Genomic DNA, 18,478 nt, shown 5'->3' with positions numbered 1-18,478 from the left:
TCGGGAGATTTAATGAGACCCAGTCAGGCTGTGCTACTCGCCGCCGGCATGGCCACTGTTGCCGTTCCGGGCGTGCTCGGGGCCGTGCGGAGCCAGCCCAGCCAGCAGGCGGCAACCGCGGTTGCCGCCGAAGACCGCTACGGCGCTGTCTACTACGACTCCAGCGCGCGCCGATGGGCCGTCCTGAGCAATGCCACCAACCGCAGCTGCGGCTTGACTGCGGTTGCCTGCTCGTCGAGAACCGGCGTCCTGACTGTGGCGTTCACCCCGTTGGCAACCGTCGGCACTTACATGGTTGATGAAGACGACGCATACGCCGGCCGCTTCGCCGCCGGCGCGGTGGCAGGCACACATAGCATGGCGATCACGTTCCGCGCGCCGGTTCGGGCTGTGGGCGGCGGTGTGTACCGTGGCCGGCTTCGCCGAGTTCTTCCTCGCCACGTCTCTGACGTCCTGACACAGGTTCGGGCGATTGCCGGGCCGGTGATCACCCGAACCTGGTCCACCTGCACGGCGCCGCCGGTATCGCCCGGCCAGCTCGCCCGTGTGATTTCCTAGCCGCCCTCCAGGGTCCAACGCGAGAGATGCTCGCGCGAGCATTGCGGACCGCTGCCGGCCCGACGTCGCCACAGGCGCGGGGTGCCGGCAGGGGGCGAAGAGCTGGCACCGGCGGTCAGTCGCCGTTGTCGGTCACCCAGTTGCCGCGGGAGTCGACCGTCACCTGGTATGACACACGGTCGCCGTCCTTGAAGTCGATCAGGCAGCGGTAGGTGCCGGTGCCGTCGTCGTCGACGTTCGCGGCAGCGCAGGACGCGGCCTCCACGACCGCGGCGGTCCCATCGCTGTCCCGGAAGTCGCTCTCCGTCACTATGGCGTTCTCCAGCGACGCCGGCGTCATGACGACCCGGGAGCTTTTGTCGATCAACATCCCGATGGTCACGAGCGTCATCATGGTGCCGAGCGTGGCTGCGAACGCGATCCAGTACTTTCTGCCCGAGAGGCCAAACGAAGCGGCGTACCGCGCTTTCGAGGCCGCAAAGAACGCGCCGAACGCGCCCAGGAAGATGGTGCCGACGATCACGCCGCCGACTCCGGGGAGGCGCGGGACGGGTCGCACCTGCTGGTGGGGAAGGCTGTGGGCGTACGCGGGTGGGAAGTAGCCATAGCCACCACCTGGCACAAGGGCAGGCTGGCCGGCCTGCGGATAGCCGGGCGCAGCGTAACCAGCGTGTGAAACGGGCGGCGGGTACGGCATGCCGGGTGGCGGATATGCCTGCGGCGGCACGCCGTGCGGCAGTTGGGACTGTGGTGGCATGCCGGGCAGATGGGGGGAATGTTGTCCCCACAGTTCGCTGTGTTGCGGCTCGGCAGTCATCGATCTCCGTCCGGACTGGGAGTGCTGGTTTACAGAGCCCATTCGGTCGGCGGCTCGACGAGTTGAGGTGTCGTCGGTCCGCGAACTGACCCGGGCGGTGGTGCCGACGCAGGCCTCGCTGTGCAGGTGCAGTGCGTGCCGGTCGAATCGCGCAACCGTCTTCAACGGCTGTACCAAGGACGCCCGTCAGGAGGTATCCGTCCTCTACCGCCGGGTTGGAGAACCCGCTGCCGGCCATCACATGGTCGTTGATGTGGCGCCATGAACAGCAAGACCGTCACAGGGCGACGGGCGATCCTGGCGCCTAGCAAACGAGCACGACCTCTCGGAAGCGAGATCCGGGACCGACCTTCAGAGAGCCTGCCTGTTCTCGAGAAGTGGGGCCTGGGGATGGTCCGCGGTGTGGTCTTGCCGAAGCGGCGAGCCGCAGCCACATACGAGCACGCATCCCGCGTGCGCGACCGTGCTAGAGAAGCGCTGACCGTAAAACCATCCGCTCACCCATCTCATCGAGGGTGGGTGTAAAGGAAAATGGAGGGATCACCTTCACATTGCGATAGTGCAATTCCACAGACCTTATCTATATAAAGATCACCATGCGTGAACACTATCCAATCCGCGTCCTCGCCTCTGTAAGCTTCGCGAGCTTCACTGAGGCTGGCGTAGCAGCGGATATCCTGAGGGCTGAAACCGACGCATCCTTCAGCCTGGCGCCGAGCGGCAAGGTAGCTCATGATTTCTCCGTTAAAGCTCGCCTGCATTTCGCCCGGGCCTGGAGAAATATTCAACAGCGCGCATCCGACTACCGCGAACGTCATCTTGATTATGCGCGGAGTCCTCCTACGTTTCACGTACTTTGCCTTCCGTGACTGTCATGAAGCTAAGCTGACCGCAACGGCGGCATAGATCACGAGCCTGCTGATCGGCATGAGCCCGCTTGACTGAAGGACTTCGACAAAGGAAAATCCGCCGCGGGCTCACCCCCGAGTCGGTGGTTCCATCTCCCGTACAGGCTTGATCGCATCCGCTCCTACGAATGTCCTCAACTGCCGCAGACGACGCGCGCTGGGTCCGTCGCTGCCCGCACCCGGTGCGCTGGCCTACACGCACCGTAGTCACCCTGGGGAAGCAGTGAATACCGCAGCGTCGACGTCCCAGTTCGCCCACCGCAACAGGCGTTGCATCCCGTCCGACGACACATCTCCCGCCGGCTCTGCCAGGGCCCACCCGTTCGCCCGATCCAAGCCACTGACCAGCCCAGACAGGTACTGCCGAGCCCGTCGAAATGGCGCAGACCGCGCGAAACGATGCGCGAACCGGGCATGCAACCGGTCCAACTCCGCCGGCCAGCAGGCCACATCGACATCCGCCATGACCGGCACAACGAGCCGCTCATCGATACGTTCCGACTGCTTACTGCCGTTGCAGTACTAGGCGCGAACGGCTTCAACAGCTAGCCAGTTTCCTCGAGCGTCTCCCGGACGGCAGCCCTGTCGCCGGATTCGCCGGATTCCACCTTGCCGGCAGGTAACTGCCACGAGAGCTGGCCTTCCGCTACTCGCCTGCGGCGGAGCAAGAAAGGAAGAGCCTCGCCAGGAAACCTGGCGAGGCTCTTCTGGTGCCAGTTCAGTTTAGCTAGGTTCTCGCCACTGAGTCACAGCCCGTTGGCACAGCGATAGGGCGAAAGTGCCGAAATTGTCGCCAACCTTCTCCATGCCCTGACGGTCCGCGACGCCAGGATTCCAGACCAAGACCGGGCACTCACTCTCCCCGTCCACTTGGGAGCAATCGAGCACGATCAAGTTGCCCATCCCGTCGAACATCACGGCAATCAAGTCTGCAGGCATGCCGTACCGGCTTCGAGCCTCCAGAGTCTCAGTTACCGAGCCGAGCAGCTTTTGTCCCATGGCGGGCGTCTGGTAAACGCCGAGGAACTCCTGGCCAGCGATATCCCACGTCCCGAATTCTTCGACTAGGCGGCGGTACGAGGGAGGGAGCGGTGCGCCTAGATCACGCTCAGCGGCGGCGATCGTCCCTGCATCGCACCCGTCTGCAAAGTTTGCGATGTCGTCGTTCGCGCGAACCAGCTCGATCAGCCGCTCACTAGCCTCGATTGCGCTCATCATTCACCCAACCCTTTCGCTCTATCTTTCCAGTACTGAGACTTCCAGGCTTCGAAGGCTTTGCGATCGATTCCGCTAGGGATCTTGGTACCCACCTTCCAATGTAGCTCATAGTAGTTGTCGAAGTGCATGGAGTGCGTCACCTCGGCGATCGGCCCGTCCTGGGTTTGAAGCATGTGGTGGAGGTTCAGTGGCTTACCGTCCGGGCCCATCGGAGCCAATCCCTGCTGCATTCTCTTGAGGTTGGTCCGACCGTACTTGTCCACAGGTGAAACGAAGTGCGGATTCATAAGATCGTCTCGCTGATATATGCGCTGGCCATTGTAGTCGATTGGCGACCAAAACTGGCAGGACGCGTTGTGCACAAGGACTTCAGCGTTGCCGACGAGCACATAATAGGTGTGAATATCGGCGACGGTGAGGTTATGCATGTAGCGGCTGCCTCGGTGGACCCGAGTGGTGCTGACCGTGGCGCGGCCACCGCGAGGAGTTCGGAGGTTGGTGCCAGGTTTAAGTGCCGCGGCGTCGGTCCATTGTTTGCTGGTGTTGTTCCAGAAGGGATGATTCTGGGTGGTCTCCAGTGTGGCGCGTCGGCCGTTCGTTGAGCGGATGCTGATGTCGGCGAGTTCGGTATCGAGATTGCGGTGCAGGGCCGTGACGGGCTTCGGCTGAGTGTTGCCCGTTTCGGGATCGGTAGCAAGGACATGGTCGCCGGTCCGGACGTCACGGATTGCTCTGTGGCTGCCATCGGCGAGGAGGACGGGCGTGTCGGGGGCGAAGCTGTCGGCCTTCTTTGTCTTGCAGGCCTTTTGTTCAATCTTTTTGAGTTTCCGGATGAGCTTCTTAATAGGCTATTCCATCAACCCTTCTTCTCGCGCGAAATCCGTCGCCCAGCGAACGGGCGGGCATCGGGCTTCCTGAGGTGAACGGCCCGGACGCGGCCAGCTACTTCGGCAGCAACGGGGTCAGCACGCGGGTGCGTTGCGGACTGCGGCCTTCTGATGCCGCTTGGCGCCTGCTCGTTGCGCGGGCTTCGGCGTCGCGCATCGACCGCGACTGCCTGCTCGGCACCGGCGCCCGGCTGCCGTTGCGCGCCGAGCATCTCGGCCTGGGCGAGCACGTCATCACCGTCACCGCACGGGACTCGGCGGGCCAGGCGAGCAGGTCCACGGTCCCGATCAGGGTGGTCTTTACGTACCCCTTCGGCGGCTTCAAGGCGCCGGTGGTGACTCCGGAACCGACCAGCGTTAAGGCCGGTAGCACCCTCCCGCGTCCTCTCCACGCACGTGGCGGTGCTCCGTACAACGTGGTCACCGGCGCGCAGGAGTCGACGTCCTCTCCACCCACGTGGAGGTGGTTCGTCTCGATCCTAGTATTCGTCGCCGATGGTGCAGTCGTCTCCACACATGTGGCCGTGCTCCGCCGGACTACGCCGATCTGGTGGCCACACTCGGATCCTTTCCAATCAAATGGAAGTGCTCCGCACGCGGGTCGAGAAGCGCAGAGGGTGCGGTAGTCTGCTGCAAGCACGTGGGTGCTTCGGCATGTACCGCGGGCTCGAGCGCCGCGCCGCTGTCCTCTCCTCATAGGTGGAGGTGTTCCGGACACGACGGTCGTCAAGACCATCGCCCATTGGGTCCTCTCCACGCACGTGGGACTGCTCCGGTATGCCGGCCGCTAGGTCGACACCGGCTTCGTCGTCTCCGCGTGCAGATACTCCGCCGCATCGCTTGATGATGGCTACGGGCATCGCCTGCTCTTTCGAGTTCACCTGTTGCAGAAGTGAACCTTGGCTGCTGTTGGGAGTCGCCATGTACTAGGGCGACGCCAGCAGCACGCAGGCGGGCTCACCTCTCGCAAAACCCACTTCCCTCCTACGTTCGGTCAACAGGAAAGAGTTCGCGGTTCCGGCCCCGGGCGCTCGGCGTTGTGTGGTAGCACAGGGGCCGTTCGTCGAGGCGGACAGTCAGTGGCTTGGCCCTGCGGTCATCTCTGGTGAGAATGCTTCGTGTGGCGGAGATCGCGTACACCAAGGGATGGCATCAGCTCACTACCGACACCTGGGCCTACCTGAGCCCGCCTGGTACGTGGGGCTTTAGCAACTGTGGGCTCGTCGTGTCCGGAGATACCGCACTGCTCGTCGACACCCAGTTCGATCTGCCGATGACGCGGCAGATGCAAGACGCGATAGCAGCGAGAATGCCCGGCGTACGCGTGACAACCGTGGTCACCACGCACGCGAACGGGGATCACTGCTGGGGGAACCAACTCTTTCCGCAAGCCGAGATTATCGCGTCGTCGGCATCGGCGCACGGCATGGCGCACGAGGTGCAGCCCGCGCAGCTTGAGGCCCTCAGCGGACCAGCTTCCGGAGACTCGGCTCTGGGTCACTACATGCGCCGACACTTTGGGCACTTCGACTTCACTGGTATCACCGTCATGCCGCCCGGCCGTACGTTCTCCAACCGTCTGCAGCTGTCGGTCGAAGACACGGCTGTCGAGCTGATCGAGGTCGGGCCGGCGCATACCGACGGAGATGTCATCGTGCACGTTCCGGGCGCCGGCGTGGTCTACACGGGGGACATCCTCTTCGTCGGCGATCACCCGATCATGTGGACCGGACCCGTCGAGAATTGGATTATGGCCTGCGACACCATCATCGCCACCGGCGCACGCTACATCGTGCCGGGCCATGGTCCGGTGACGCACCTCGACGGCGTGCGGGAGTTCCGCGCGTACCTCCAAATGGTCGCCGACCATGCCGCCCATGCCCACGCCGCGGGGGTCCCTTACTGGCAGGCGGCGTCGCAATTGGCGTTGCCAACGCCATACGTTGACTGGGGGCATCCGGAGCGACTCGTGATCACGATGGCGGCTGCCTACCAGAATCTGGGCGACGCTTCCGGGGATCTCATGGATGTCCTGGCGCATGCGGCCGAGCTGGAACAAAGCCTTGCCTCGCGGGTTCGAGGCTCGAAGCTTCGCGGCTGATCAGCTTCCCTCGCCGTCAGTCCGAGCCTCCTTCCAGCGGCATGAGCATCATGATGCGGCTGCCCGGAGCTCGGAGCGGCTCCAAGGCGATGAGTTCGATCGGCTGGACCTTGCGGTGGTATGGCAGGTAGAGCGAGCGGTGGTCGCCATCGGGGTGTACGTAGGCCGTCGGGTTGCTCCAGATGCGCTCGGCGTCCTTGTCTTTGAGGATCTCGGTGAGGACTTCTGTCAGCCGCGTGTTTCCAGGCGCCCGGGCGTGGGCGTACCGCATCTGGGCGAGCATTTGAGGCGCCCAGTCTGTCTCCCATCGGTACAGCTGCTGGCGGGCCTCGGGATACGTGAAGACCCACCGCATGACGTTGTTCTCGTGGCCTGCGACCCAGGGGAACCACGTGAGCATGTGGTGGTTGTAAGCGACGAGGTCCCATGCCTCGTCGTTGATGTAGGCCGGCCACGGCTGGGCGTCGAGCAGCCGCTGGACGACGGCGGTCGACTCAATCGAGGACGAGCGTTGGCGTGCCGGAGGTTCGTGGCCGGTTGCCAGCAGGAACAGCAGGGCCTTCTCTTCGGGGCTGAGCCGAAGGGTGTAAGCGACTCGGTCGAGGAAGTCGGTGCTGTAGTTCTGGCGCTCTCCTCGTTCGAGACTGCTGAGCCAGCCGACGCTGTAGCCGATGAGGGCGGCGGCCATCTCCTGGCTGACCCGTTTACGCCTGCGTGACCGAGCGACTTGAAGTCCCGGGATCTCGTCGGGGTTGAGGCGCTCGCGCCAGGATCGTACGAGCCGTGCAAGTTCGTCGCTGGCTTCGGGCGTGCGAGCGGCAGAGTGATGCGGATCCGGTGTCATCGCGTCCCCCGAAGACGGCTCCTAGCAGGGTGAAGGTGAAGTGGTCTCATGGTCACGAAGCGTCGAAGGTACCAATGGTCATCCAGGTCGTCATGCCAGTTGCTGTGTCACGTACCCGGCAGTGCTTGCGGTTGATGTGCGGTACGCGCGTAGCTATCGATCTAACAGGATTAAACCTTCAGTGGCACTGTGGGTAGTCGCGCTCTCTGGTCATCATCCACCACCAGGAGCAATATGTGGATCTCGATACGGCTCGGCGAGTGAGTCGATGTCCCAGCGCGCCGCTCTGCCAGCGCGAACGGGGCAAGAGAGTGCAGTCATGGAGGCATGTTGGTGGCGCGTACAACGTTGATTATCGGCGCAAGCCAAGGCATCGGCCGGGCAACGGCTGAGCAGTTCATCAAGGCGGGGCACCGAGTCGCGGTCACCTACCGTCGCACCGAACCAGCGCTCGACGCGCTGACCGTCCAGTGTGACGTTGTCGACACCGCGAGCGTGGACAATGCATTTTCGACCGTCGAAGCTGCTCTAGGGCCTGTCGAGGCGGTCGTTGTGAATGCTGGCATCACCCACGACACGTTACTGATGCGCATGGGTGAAGCCGACTTCACGGATGTCGTAGATACCAATCTGACGGGTGCCTACCGCGTGGCTAAGCGGGCGAGTAAGCCGATGCTGCGGGCGAGGTGGGGAAGACTCATCTTCGTGTCGTCTGCGGTGGCGCTCCGCGGTGAGGCGGGGCAGGCCAACTATGCCGCATCCAAGGCGGGTCTCATCGGGTTCGCGCGGTCGCTGGCCCGCGAGCTGGGTTCACGCAACATCACGTCGAACGTCATCGCGCCCGGCTTCACCGAAACGCCGATGACCGCCGTTCTCACCGACGACCAACGCCAGCGCATGCTGGCGCAAATCCCAGCGGGCCGGCCAGCGTCGCCGACAGAGGTCGCCGCCGCGGTGCTCTTCCTCGCTGGAGACGAGGCGGCATACATCAACGGCGCAGTAATTCCGGTGGACGGCGGAGCAGGGATGGGGCACTGATCGATCCGCACGCGAGACGCTGCTTGATCCGGGTGCGTCTGTGCTGTAAATGCCGCTATCTTTAGCCGGAAGACATAGCCGGCCAGGCGGTGGAAAAGCAGAGTCGGCATTGACAGGATACGTAGCGCCCACGGGCAAGGTGTGGTCGCCATAGAACATCCAAAAGAGGGTTCGCCGTCGGTTCGGTCACAGACGACCGGCCGCTCGCCGCTCGCCGCAGCTTGAGTGCGCTGGCGTGCCGGGCCCTTGGCGACTCGACGAGCTGGCTGACCATGACGCTGGTATGTCCGGTGAGCGACCCGCGCCGCAACGGTGTGGGTCGCTCACTGCCATGCACCGGGCTCGCTCCACATGGAGTCGGCTGGCGTTGAACGGCTACGCCGTTGGTGGGGGCGAGCGATTAGCGCGCCCTGCATGGAATTGGCGCTCAGGCAGGCTGCGATAAGTTCGCTCCTCAACCGAACCTGGAGGTCGCCACCGTGTTGGTTATCACTCCGGCGTCAATTCTCTTTGCGATGGGCGAATGGAGGTAAGCCTGATGAGTTCGTCCAGTTCGCTACCCAGCGAGCCGGCGGAAGTCACGATGACGACGGGTAGGTGTATCCGTCGTAGGCGCAAGGCAAAGCGGTGGTCGCTGCGGCGGTTGGCGCAGCAGATGCGGCGAGTCGCGGCGAAGCGTCATGACGTAGCACCCTCCGAGGATTCTCTGCGACAGATGATCAGCCGGTGGGAGCATGACAGGATTGCGCCCAGCGAGTACAACCGGCGCCTGCTCGCCGAGGCCTTGGACGTGAAGGTCGCTGATCTCGGTTTGACGGAGGATCCCGACTTCCCTTGGTAGCCAGACTCAGTGACAGCGCCTCGCCAACCGAACCATCGTCGCCGGCCGTCACTCCGGCGGTCCGATGCGCTATGTCGTGCAAGCTCCGGCTGCGGGCGTCCATTCCATTCGCAACAGTGGAAAAGCTGTCGCAGACCGCTGACTGATCATATTCCCGATAGAATGGCCGCCGTAGCCCGGCATTTCTGCTGGCAGTGTCCGCCTAGGCATGCACCTTCGGTGGAACGCGTCGACCTGTGGCAACCCCCGTCAACACCTGTCGACTTCCCGTCGAAGCGCTGAACCGGCATTGTCAAATGCGTGCTCGAATTGACCACCCATTTGACTCACCATCCACGGCACGTCAGACGCGATGGTCAGTTGAATCGCCGGCGCAGATCAGACAGTCAGATTGCGCATATGCGAGGACGATGAGAAGCCGTGCCGAATCCCATTTGCACGGCGTCTGGTGCGGCCTGCCATGCCCCATCTCCCGGCCTCGATTCGTACGGAGCCGGCGTAACTCAGGGGCCATGGAGGGCCCGGCTACTGGCCTCCATGGCAAGCCCACCGCGTTCCACCCGTCTTGAGGAGGCCTGCCAAGTGTCCGTGTTCGTAGACGACGGCTCCGTTGTCCCCCGTGCAGCGGAGGCAGCAGCGGCTACAGCAAACACGGCGAGCTTGGCTGGACCCTTGCTGGCGGGGCAGCGAACCACTGCCCCGCCAGCACGTGGTCTCGTCGACAACAGTTCTTCCGCCCAGCCGCGAGCGGTACCGGCAGGTTTCGGCCCAGGTACAGCCGTCGAGCGGGTATGGCTTCCCGCGGCGTCGCTGCGAACGGTGGGTAATGCGATTGCGGTGTCTTCGGCCGATGGGGGTGTCGGCCGCTCCACTCTCACTGCCACCCTCGGCGGTCTGCTTGCGCTCGCCTGCCCGGACCCGGTGATCGCGGTCGACATGAACACCCGCTGGTGGGGCGGCCTGGGTAAGCGCGTAGGCCGCACAAACGCGGGCACCGTATGGGACGCCGTCCGAGACGTCCACACGCTGACCAGGCCGACCGAGGTCGAGCGGTGGGTGCAGCGTGGTCCGACGGGCCTGCACGCCCTGGTCGGCGAGGTCGAGATCAGCCGCGAGCGGCGTCCCCCAACATTGTACGAGGCGATGGCCGTCGTCGCCGCGTTGCGCCCGTTGTATCGGCTGGTCGTGCTGGATCTTCCGGCGGCCGATACCCGCGGGGCGTGGCTGGCTCTGGCCGAGGCGACCGTGCCGATGCTGGCCGCCCGGGCGACGACCGACAGCTTGCAGCACACCATGCGGTTGCTGGCACAGCTGCGCGCCGCCGGCCTCCACACCGTCGCGGACCAGGCGGTCATCGTCGTCATGACGGCGACCCCCGCTATGCCGCGAGACGTCCGTGCCGTCGCACGGCAGGCGGGCACCGTGGCGGGAGCGTTGCTCACCGTTCCATACGACCCTGCGCTTGCCGCAGCGTCGCCAATCGACGTCCGTCGGCTACGCCGGGCCACCCGCCGGGCCGTGCTCGACCTCGCCGCCGAGGTCCTGCGCCACTGCCCAACGAGCTCCGAGCCCATACCCGCCGTCCAGGTTGCCGCCAGCACGGCAGCTGGGACGGCCGCCTCCCTGGCTCTCCAGAGCGTCCCGTCCGGCAAGGAGCGTCGCTGATGTCCTCGCCTTTACTAACTCAGGCGTCGATGCTGCTGCATTCGGCAGGTCAGCACATGCTGCGCGCGCCAAGCCCTGTGCCCCCACCGGCCGACTCGGGCTTCGACTTCAGCCGCGTCCGACCCGATCCTGCCGCGGTGCCCGGCAACGGCGAAATCTTCTACACGATCACCAACGCGTGCATGTTCCTGGGCATCGTCGCGGCGGTGGCCGGCCTCGTGGCTGGTGCTATCGCCTTCGGCGTCGGCCCTATTTTCGGCGCCCATCTAATCTCTGACCGGGGCAAGAGCATGATGTGGAAGGCGGGCTTGGTCGCCATCGTGGTCGGGTCGGCTACCACGATCATCGCCTTCCTGCTCTCCCAGCAGTGAGTGGCCGGCCAATGCTCCGTAGCCGATTCCTGTCCGCGCTGATTGCCGGGTGCCACAGAGCACCAGATGCTGCACGTACCGCTCGTAGCCGAGCCACCGTCCGCGCGGTCCTGCTGCTCTGCACGATGCTGATCGGCGTCCTCGCGTGTGCAGGTCAGGCTATGGCCGCGCCGACGCCGACCCCTGCACCGCCGACGCTTCCCACTCCACCACCGTCCGGTGGCGCGTGCGCCGCGAAGAACGGTGGCCTGACGGCGTGGTGCATGGATTGGGCCGTACACACCGACACCCCGCCCGCTGGCGCCGCGTCGCACTGGCTGACCCGCTGCAGCACGGTCGGTGTGCCGTTGCGCGCCGCGTGCGAGGCCGCGTCCCTGACCTTGACCAGCCCGGCGCCGGACAACACCGCCTCGGTGCTGCTCGACGGGCCACCTGACGCGAGCGGCAACGCGGCCCTGGTCGCGTGCGGCCTGTTCATCGACAAGGTCAAGGCTGAGCCGGCGCAGGCCGCTGCGTGGACCGCCAAGCACGACCAGTGCGTCCAGCTCACGCCGCAATACGTCGCGGCCCTGTTCGTGCCGGCGCCCGCATCTACCCCGGACGACGATGCCTGCGATGCCCTCGACGTCGCCTGCAAGGTCGCGGCCGGAGTGAGGGAGGCCCTGGCCGCGGGGGTCGGTGCCGGGATCCAAGGCTTCGTCGACCTGGTCGTGCAGGGCATGGTCGTGATGCTGTCCTGGCTGGCGAAGCTGGTGTTCACCACCACGTCCATCGCCGCGGCCGACGACGCCTTCTACACCGTCTACAACAGCCTCGCCGGTGTGCTGATCCTGCTGGTGTTCATCTTTTTCCTGATCTCGACGATCATCAACGGGTTGCGCGTCAACGGTCCGGGGCCGCTGTCCAGCATCGGCGGCCTGATACGGGCGATCCTCGGTATCAGCTTCGCGGGCGGGATCGCCTTCATCATCGTGCAGGCCTGGGACACGGCCACCAACGCGCTGATCGAGCACAATGCGCGCACCCCGTACGATCCCTCGCGCTGGGTGAAGGGCATCACCGCCCTGTCCGGCGGCGCGGGGACGGGTTTCGTCGCGCTGTGCATCGCCTTCATGTCGATCATCGGGCTGATCCTGCTGTTCATCATGATGCTGTTCCGCGGGTTGCTGACCACCGGCGCGGCGCTGTTCGGAGCGATGGCGATGACCGGTCAGGTCATGCCGGAGACCCGGCACTGGGGACGCCGCTGGTTCTGGACCGTCAACGCCCTGGCCAGCTCCAAGTTCTTCATCGCTGCGTTGTGGATCTACGGTAGCCGCTCGGCGTACGAGTCCGACCTGTTCACCAGCTTGAAGGCGTTGCTGCTGATCTGGGTGATGGTGCTGACGCCGGGCATCCTGCTGCGGCTGACGACCATGTGGGACGGCTACCTGTCCGACGTCAACGCCCGCGCGGTGCTGTCGGCGACCGGCACGGCTGGTGACATCGGTGCGGGATTCGGCGACGGGCTCACCCGGGGCCTGTCCGCAGGTGGCGGCGGTCCGGGTGATGAGGCGGCCGGGCAGATGAACGCCATCAGCGCCGATATCGCCACCACCCCTGGCCAGATGGCCGGCCTGGAGGACGGTCCCGTCTCGGAGGCGGCCGAAGCGATCGAGACCAGCGACGACGGCGGCCAGGTGGGCGATGTCAGTGAGCTAGGGGTTACTTCCGAGCACACCTCGGGAGGCGTCGCGGAGAAGGGCGACAACGATCGGCCGAACGCGGATGAGGCGGAGGCCGTGCAGGTCGGCACCAACAATGCCCGCCATGACGCCGCCACCGGCGAGCTCACCGTGCCCGGCGACGCCACCGGAGCCGACGCTCTGTCACCGGGCGCGTCGCCGGCGAGCGACTCCCCGCGGGACGCGAAGAGTACGGGTGGCGCAGCACCCGGCGAGGCTGCAGGCGATGCCGCGCCGGGTACGGGCAGCGCCGATCCGGGTGGCGTAGCCGGCGCAGGCGGCGCTGCTGGCACAACCGCCGGGGAAGGCGTGGACTCGCCGAGCGCGAGCGGCTCCGCTGCAGGCCCCCAGGAGTCGGGGGAGGGCACTCCGGTTGCGCAGGAGCCTGCCACCACGGCCCTGGTGTCCGGCAGCGACCCGGATCGAGGCACCGACGACGACACCTCAGCACGCGGTCCGCGCGGCGGCGGCGAGCCAGGCCCAACGGGCGCTGGCGGCGGCGCGGGCGGCGGGTCTGGTGGTGCCGCCTCGGGCGCGGCCGACGCCGCGATCGTGGCGCTCTAGAGACGGGAGAACCATTCGTGATCCAGTTTCAGTTCCCGCCGCGTTCCAGCAGGGGAGCGGTCCTGGGCTTCGCCTGGTCGCAGCTGGCGATGGTCGTCGCCGGCATCATCACCGCGGTCATCGGGCTGAACCTGCTGACCCTCGGCCGCCGGTGGAGCGCCATCGGTCTGTTCACGCTCGCGGCGCTGCTGGTCACGTTGGGCCTGTTGCGGCTCAAGGGCCGGCGCATCACCGAATGGCTACCGGTCGTCGCAGGCGCCATGTTGCAACGGTGGACCGGGCAGGACCAGTACCGCGGGGGACCGTTCGCCGCGAACGCCGCCGCGCACATGGACCTGCCCGGCCCAGCCGCAGGCTACGTATGGCTGGCTGCAACCGCATCGGACGGCCACACCCAGATCGGGCTGCTGCACCACCGCAAAGAACGCACAGTCACCGCCACGCTGGCGTGTTACGGCTCCAACTTCGTCCTGGCCGATCGCAGCGTGCAGGAGCGGCGGCTGGTCGACTGGGCGCAGGTGCTGCAGATCCTCGGCAGTGAGTACGCCGACACCGGCCTGATCCGCTGGGGATTGAGCAGCCGGGCCGTACCGGACACGGGCAACCGCGCCCAGCGGTACCTGATCCATCGCACGGTCGACACGACCAGCTCCGCGTACGGGTCGCTGGCCGAGCTGACCGCGGCCGCGGCGCCGGCAGCGCAACGCCACGAGACATCGCTGACCGTGGTGTTCGACCTCGCCCGCATGTCCGCCGAAATCACCGAGGCGGGCGGCACCGACGCGGCGATCGCCGCGGTCGTGCTGGACCGGCTGACCGGGATCGACGCGGCCGTCACCGAGGCCGGCATCACCACCGGCGGCTGGCTGTCCCCGCGCGCCTACGCCGCAGTGATCCGGACCCAGTTCGACCCACAGGATCAGGAAGTCGTCGACCTGCGCGGCGGCCACCGCGGCATCGGATCGGGTGTGGCGCCGCGGCTGGCAGGCCCGGTCGCCGCCCGTACCGTCGGCTGGCACACCTACCAGCACGACTCCGGTTACTCGCGCACCTTGTGGGTGGCGGAGATGCCGCGGCAGAAGATGGGGGCGACGTGGCTGACGCCGCTGTATACGCGCACGACGTGCCGGCGCACCGTCACCCTGCTCGCTCAACCGGTCCCGGCCGCGCTGGCGCAGCTCGCCGCCCGCCGCGACAAGGTGTCCCGGGCGGGCGACGAGTTGACCAAACGCAAACTGCGGCTGGTCCGCACGGCGCGTGAGGACGATGAGGCCCGCGCGGTCGAGCAGATCGACCGCGAGCAGGCCCAGGGCCACGTGCGGTACCGCTACGCGCTGCTGGTCACCGTTACCTCCGCCACGGAGAAGTCCCTCGAGCGTGACGTGCGCAGCGTCAAGCGGATCCTGTCGCGCGCTGGGTGCGAGGCCGTCAGCTTGGCGGGGGAGCAGGACCAGGCGTTCGCCGCCGGCGCTCTGCCCCTGGCTCGCGGGCTCAAGCCGATGCGGGGATGGTCGGCATGACCGGCCGCCGGCTGCGCCACGAGGGCTCGCTCGCCGACCGCATCAGCTCACGGGCGCAGGCCCGCGACGACGCCCGCGCACGGGCAGCGGTCGACCGCGAAGAACGCGCGGTCGCCCGGCAGAGCGCGCGGCTGCTCGGCCCGCCCCCGGTCGGCAAGCGCGGCGGCTCGGGTCGTGCGGCCGGGCGGGTGTTCTGGCGGCTGCGGCTGCCCCCTTTGGTCACCACCTCCGCGCAGCTCTGCTCGGTGTATCCGTTCGTCGCCGACCCCGGCCTGCCCGTCGACGGCCCTCTGATCGGTATGGAGGTGTACTCCCGGTCGGCGTTCACGTTCAGCCTGCACGAACTGTACCGGGCGAAGATCGTTACGGCGCCGAACATGGTCGTCACCGGGGAGATCGGCACCGCCAAGTCCAGCCTGCTGAAGACCTTGGCGTTTCGCGGGATCCCGTTCGGCACCCGGTTCTACGGCACCGACTACAAGGGCGAGTACGACCAGCTCGCCGCCGCCGCGGGCATCACCCCCGTACGGATCGGCCCCGGTCTCGGAGTGATCATGAACCCCCTCGCCGGTATCCGCCGGCACCCGCAGCAGACCGAACCGCAATGGCTGCAGCTGCAACGCTCGCGTCGGCTGTTGCTGCTGGAGGGCCTGCTCGAAATTCAGCTCGGACAGCCGCTGAGCGAGGCGGAACGCTCGCTGATCGAGTACGCCATCGACGCCATCACCGGCGACGCCACCAGCAGCGACCGGATGGCGACCCCGACGTTGAGCGGCGTCCTGGCGGTGATGGGTGACGCCGCACGATGGCAGCACCGCCTCGATCAGCTGCACTACCCGCTGCAGGTGTTCATCCACGACTCCCGCCGGGTGCGCCTGGCCCTGGAACGACTGATCTCCGGTGCCCTCGGCGGCGTCTTCGACGGGCCCACGGAGTCCAACGCCCGCCTGAACTTCGATGAGCCGGGCGCGATCCTGGACCTGCGCACCATCCGCGGCTCCGACCAGATGACCGCGATGGCGCTGACCTGCGCCCAAAGTTGGCTCGAAACCGAGCTGTCTGTTCCCGGCGCGCCACCGCGGGTGTGTGTCTATGACGAGTTCGCGCTGATCGCCCGGCATCTGCCGCTGATCCGGCGCATGCGCGAACAACTCAAACTCGCCCGCGCCTTGGGCATCGCCAACGTGCTCGCGTTCCACCGCTTCTCCGACCTCGCCGCATCCGGGGCGGCCGACTCCGAACAGGTCCGCATCGCCCGCGGCCTGATCGAGGACTCCGGCGTGCGGGTCTCCTACCGCCAAGCGGTCGGCAGCCTTGAGCAGGCCCGCGAGTTCCTGGGCACCTCCGACGTGGAGACCGACCTGCTGCGGTATCTGCGCCAAGGCGTCGGCCTGTGGAAGATCGGCAACCGGTCCTTCGTCGTCAAGCACCAGCTGTCACGACTGGAGACGCCGATGGTGCACACCGACAGCCGCATGGAGTACGTCGAGGGCGTCGACGACCTGTCCGACGCCGACTACGACCACCGCCTCGAAGCCGCCTCCACCGGCGCCGAGGAGGCGAACTGATGCCCGCGCCGCTGTCATCTCCCGGCCACCATGTGCCGCGGCGCGGGCTAGCCCGCGCCGACATCCTGGTCCGCCTGACTCTGCTGGGCATCATCGCCGCCCTGACCCCCCTCGCGGTCGGGTCGCTGTGGTGGGCCGGGCAGCTCTCCAGCCTGCTCACCCACGCCACTTGGCCCGACACGACGATCGGCGCGGCGCCCGGCATCGCCCTGCATCTGCCCGCTCACACTGCCGACCCGGCCCAGGCGTGGCCCGCCGCGGCGCGCAGGCAGCTCGGCCCCGCCTGGCTGATCTATTCGCTATGGGCGCTGACGTTCAGCGCGGCCGCCACCGGCATCACCGCACCCGTGCTCGCCGTGGCGCGCCGGCACGTGCGCCGCCGGGGATTCGCCCACCGCCGCGACCTGCACCGGGTGCTCACCGCCGACGCCGTGACCGCGCGCGTCGACGTGGTGCGCCCCGGCCTGACCGTCACCCCAGACGACGACGCGACCGTCCGCGCCGCGAAGCACGCCCGCGCGCAGGATCCGCTGGAGACCGGCCGGTTCCTCGGCACCGACATCCTCACCGACCAACCGCTGTACCTGGCCAACGAGTACACCCTGCTCGCCGCCGCGGTACCGCGCTTCGGCAACAAGACCACCCGCTACGTCATCCCGGCCGTCGCCGACGCCCGCGGCGCCGTCCTGACCACCTCCACCCGCCTGGATGTCGCCGAGGTCACCTACGAGCACCGCGCGACGATCGGCCCGGTCCACATCTTCGAACCCCAAGGCGAGATCCGCGGCGTGCCGCGCATGGCCTGGTCACCGATCGAGGGCGCCGCCGACCCGATCGTGGCGATGCTGCGCGCCAACGGCTTCGCCGCCGGCTCTGGCATCGGCGACGAGAGCGTGGAGAACGGCAAATGGTTCCGCGATCAGGCGGCCACCATCCTGCGCGGCCTGCTGCACGCCGCCGCCCTCGACGACCACGCCACCATGCTCGACGTCCTCGCCTGGTCCCAGAACCCGGCGAACAGCCGGCCCGAACGGATCCTGCGCGCCCACGGCGTCGATGCCTGGGCGGACCGCCTCGCCCGGCACCGCGAAACCACCGGCCGGGCCCGCGACACCATCCAAACCGTCGTCGCCGGCGCCCTGGACGCCTTCAACGACCCCCGCGTGCTGACCGCCTGCTCCCCACCGCGCGGCACCCAATTCCGACCGGTCGACTGGCTACGCGAGTCCGGCACCATCTACCTGGTCGGCACCCGCGACGCCCAAGCCCTGATTGCCCCGCTCCTCGCCGCCCTCAGCGAAGACATCCTCTACCAGGCGAAACGCCTCGCCCTGACCGCGCCGGGCGGCCGCATCGAACCCGCGCTGTACTTCATCGGCGACGAAATCGCCAACATCGCACCCCTACCCTCACTGCCGTCGCTGATGAACGAGGGAGGCGGCAGCGGGATCGCCGTCAATGTGTTCGCCCAGAACACCCACCAGATCCTCGAACGCTGGGGCGACAACGGCGGCCGCGCCATCCTCGACTCCGCCAGCGCCCGCCTGCTCATCGGCGGCTCCTGCGACGTCACCGGCCTACGCGACGCCCAATCCCTCGCCGGGCAGGTCAACGAGGTGTCCTCCGGACACTCCTGGGGCGGCGGCCGAGCCAGCGTCACCGAGAACGTGCGCCGGGAGAACCTGTTCGACCTCGCCGAGCTGCGCACCCTGCCCGAAGGCCGCGCCATCGCCCTGGTCGGCAACCTGCCCCCGGTCGAACTCAGCGTGCCGGCCTGGTGGCAACGCCCCGACGCCGACCAGCTCACCGCCGGCCGCGACGCGTTTCGCCGCCGCCTGGCGAAGGCGGCCTGAC

15 protein-coding genes and 1 pseudogene are annotated in these 18,478 nt (G+C 67.0%); 10 read left to right on the top strand and 6 right to left on the bottom strand.

The genetic code is table 11. The features are described from left to right. The first annotated feature begins 48 nt into the window (after positions 1 to 48). Positions 49 to 558 (top strand): hypothetical protein, encoded by a 510-nt coding sequence (locus IEY99_RS31090; protein ID WP_189207675.1) that lies wholly within the window; start codon positions 49 to 51, stop codon positions 556 to 558. A 115-nt stretch (positions 559 to 673) separates the two neighbouring features. Here IEY99_RS31090 and IEY99_RS31085 read toward each other — a convergent pair whose 3' ends face one another. Further along, entirely contained in the window at positions 674 to 1,375 is a 702-nt protein-coding gene (locus IEY99_RS31085) for a hypothetical protein (RefSeq protein ID WP_189207674.1), read from the bottom strand. Between the two features lie 596 nt (positions 1,376 to 1,971). On the opposite strand from IEY99_RS31085, the gene IEY99_RS34655 reads away from it, so the two are divergent. After that, positions 1,972 to 2,244, top strand: coding sequence for a hypothetical protein (locus IEY99_RS34655; protein ID WP_229799408.1), 273 nt, complete (start codon positions 1,972 to 1,974; stop codon positions 2,242 to 2,244). Between the two features lie 276 nt (positions 2,245 to 2,520). Here the strand turns inward: IEY99_RS34655 and IEY99_RS34650 are convergent. The 4 genes and pseudogenes from IEY99_RS34650 to IEY99_RS34645 all read right to left on the bottom strand — a co-directional run. After that, positions 2,521 to 2,748, bottom strand: a pseudogene (locus tag IEY99_RS34650) (IS701 family transposase); the annotation flags it as partial. Positions 2,749 to 2,828: 80 nt separating this feature from the next. Further along, complete coding sequence (locus IEY99_RS31075) at positions 2,829 to 2,951, bottom strand: NUDIX hydrolase (RefSeq protein ID WP_229799407.1); 123 nt, start codon at positions 2,949 to 2,951, stop codon at positions 2,829 to 2,831. Between the two features lie 55 nt (positions 2,952 to 3,006). Beyond that, a complete protein-coding gene (locus IEY99_RS31070) occupies positions 3,007 to 3,501 on the bottom strand; it encodes an SMI1/KNR4 family protein (protein WP_189207672.1) in 495 nt (164 codons plus the stop codon). Next, complete coding sequence (locus tag IEY99_RS34645; protein ID WP_229799428.1) at positions 3,498 to 4,316, bottom strand: HNH/ENDO VII family nuclease; 819 nt, start codon at positions 4,314 to 4,316, stop codon at positions 3,498 to 3,500. The genes IEY99_RS31070 and IEY99_RS34645 overlap by 4 nt, the downstream gene beginning before the upstream one ends. 1,192 nt (positions 4,317 to 5,508) lie before the next feature. Between IEY99_RS34645 and IEY99_RS31060 the strand changes: the two genes are divergently transcribed. Continuing rightward, positions 5,509 to 6,489, top strand: coding sequence for an MBL fold metallo-hydrolase (locus IEY99_RS31060; protein ID WP_229799406.1), 981 nt, complete (start codon positions 5,509 to 5,511; stop codon positions 6,487 to 6,489). A 16-nt stretch (positions 6,490 to 6,505) separates the two neighbouring features. Here IEY99_RS31060 and IEY99_RS31055 read toward each other — a convergent pair whose 3' ends face one another. Then, the gene (locus IEY99_RS31055) at positions 6,506 to 7,333 is read right to left on the bottom strand and encodes a helix-turn-helix transcriptional regulator (protein ID WP_189207671.1); all 828 of its coding nucleotides are present in this window, start codon (positions 7,331 to 7,333) and stop codon (positions 6,506 to 6,508) included. A 333-nt stretch (positions 7,334 to 7,666) separates the two neighbouring features. Here IEY99_RS31055 and fabG point away from each other — a divergent pair, with 333 nt between their 5' ends. From fabG to IEY99_RS31020, 7 genes are all read left to right on the top strand, one after another. Next, positions 7,667 to 8,371, top strand: coding sequence for a 3-oxoacyl-ACP reductase FabG (fabG, locus tag IEY99_RS31050; RefSeq protein WP_195826253.1), 705 nt, complete (start codon positions 7,667 to 7,669; stop codon positions 8,369 to 8,371). Between the two features lie 1,762 nt (positions 8,372 to 10,133). Then, entirely contained in the window at positions 10,134 to 10,877 is a 744-nt protein-coding gene (locus IEY99_RS31045) for a MinD/ParA family ATP-binding protein (RefSeq protein WP_189207669.1), read from the top strand. Further along, positions 10,877 to 11,248, top strand: coding sequence for a hypothetical protein (locus IEY99_RS31040; protein ID WP_229799405.1), 372 nt, complete (start codon positions 10,877 to 10,879; stop codon positions 11,246 to 11,248). The genes IEY99_RS31045 and IEY99_RS31040 overlap by 1 nt, the downstream gene beginning before the upstream one ends. 125 nt (positions 11,249 to 11,373) lie before the next feature. Then, on the top strand, positions 11,374 to 13,536 hold the full coding sequence (locus IEY99_RS31035; protein ID WP_189207668.1) for a hypothetical protein: 2,163 nt from the start codon (positions 11,374 to 11,376) through the stop codon (positions 13,534 to 13,536). A 17-nt stretch (positions 13,537 to 13,553) separates the two neighbouring features. Then, complete coding sequence (locus tag IEY99_RS31030) at positions 13,554 to 15,056, top strand: SCO6880 family protein (RefSeq protein ID WP_189207667.1); 1,503 nt, start codon at positions 13,554 to 13,556, stop codon at positions 15,054 to 15,056. Beyond that, entirely contained in the window at positions 15,053 to 16,624 is a 1,572-nt protein-coding gene (locus IEY99_RS31025) for a putative type IV secretion/conjugal transfer ATPase (protein WP_229799404.1), read from the top strand. Before IEY99_RS31030 ends, IEY99_RS31025 begins: the two co-directional genes overlap by 4 nt. Beyond that, positions 16,624 to 18,477, top strand: a complete 1,854-nt coding sequence (locus IEY99_RS31020; RefSeq protein ID WP_189207666.1) for a type IV secretory system conjugative DNA transfer family protein — start codon at positions 16,624 to 16,626, stop codon at positions 18,475 to 18,477. Before IEY99_RS31025 ends, IEY99_RS31020 begins: the two co-directional genes overlap by 1 nt. The last annotated feature ends 1 nt before the right edge of the window (position 18,478 follow it).

Origin of the sequence: Couchioplanes azureus (assembly GCF_014648355.1) — a bacterium.
Lineage (GTDB): Bacteria > Actinomycetota > Actinomycetes > Mycobacteriales > Micromonosporaceae > Actinoplanes > Actinoplanes azureus.
The sequence above is the reverse complement of the archived record's forward strand: the minus strand, read 5'-3'. Positions and strand labels throughout refer to the sequence as shown.

Excerpts from the sequence above, each read along its gene's own strand:
- IEY99_RS31090 (WP_189207675.1), top strand. The coding sequence starts at position 49 with ATGGCCACTGTTGCCGTTCCGGGCGTGCTCGGGGCCGTGCGGAGCCAG.
- IEY99_RS31085 (WP_189207674.1), bottom strand. The coding sequence starts at position 1,375 with ATGACTGCCGAGCCGCAACACAGCGAACTGTGGGGACAACATTCCCCC.
- IEY99_RS34655 (WP_229799408.1), top strand. The coding sequence starts at position 1,972 with ATGCGTGAACACTATCCAATCCGCGTCCTCGCCTCTGTAAGCTTCGCG.
- IEY99_RS31070 (WP_189207672.1), bottom strand. The coding sequence starts at position 3,501 with ATGATGAGCGCAATCGAGGCTAGTGAGCGGCTGATCGAGCTGGTTCGC.
- IEY99_RS31055 (WP_189207671.1), bottom strand. The coding sequence starts at position 7,333 with ATGACACCGGATCCGCATCACTCTGCCGCTCGCACGCCCGAAGCCAGC.
- IEY99_RS31040 (WP_229799405.1), top strand. The coding sequence starts at position 10,877 with ATGTCCTCGCCTTTACTAACTCAGGCGTCGATGCTGCTGCATTCGGCA.
- IEY99_RS31035 (WP_189207668.1), top strand. The coding sequence starts at position 11,374 with ATGCTGATCGGCGTCCTCGCGTGTGCAGGTCAGGCTATGGCCGCGCCG.
- IEY99_RS31025 (WP_229799404.1), top strand. The coding sequence starts at position 15,053 with ATGACCGGCCGCCGGCTGCGCCACGAGGGCTCGCTCGCCGACCGCATC.
- IEY99_RS31020 (WP_189207666.1), top strand. The coding sequence starts at position 16,624 with ATGCCCGCGCCGCTGTCATCTCCCGGCCACCATGTGCCGCGGCGCGGG.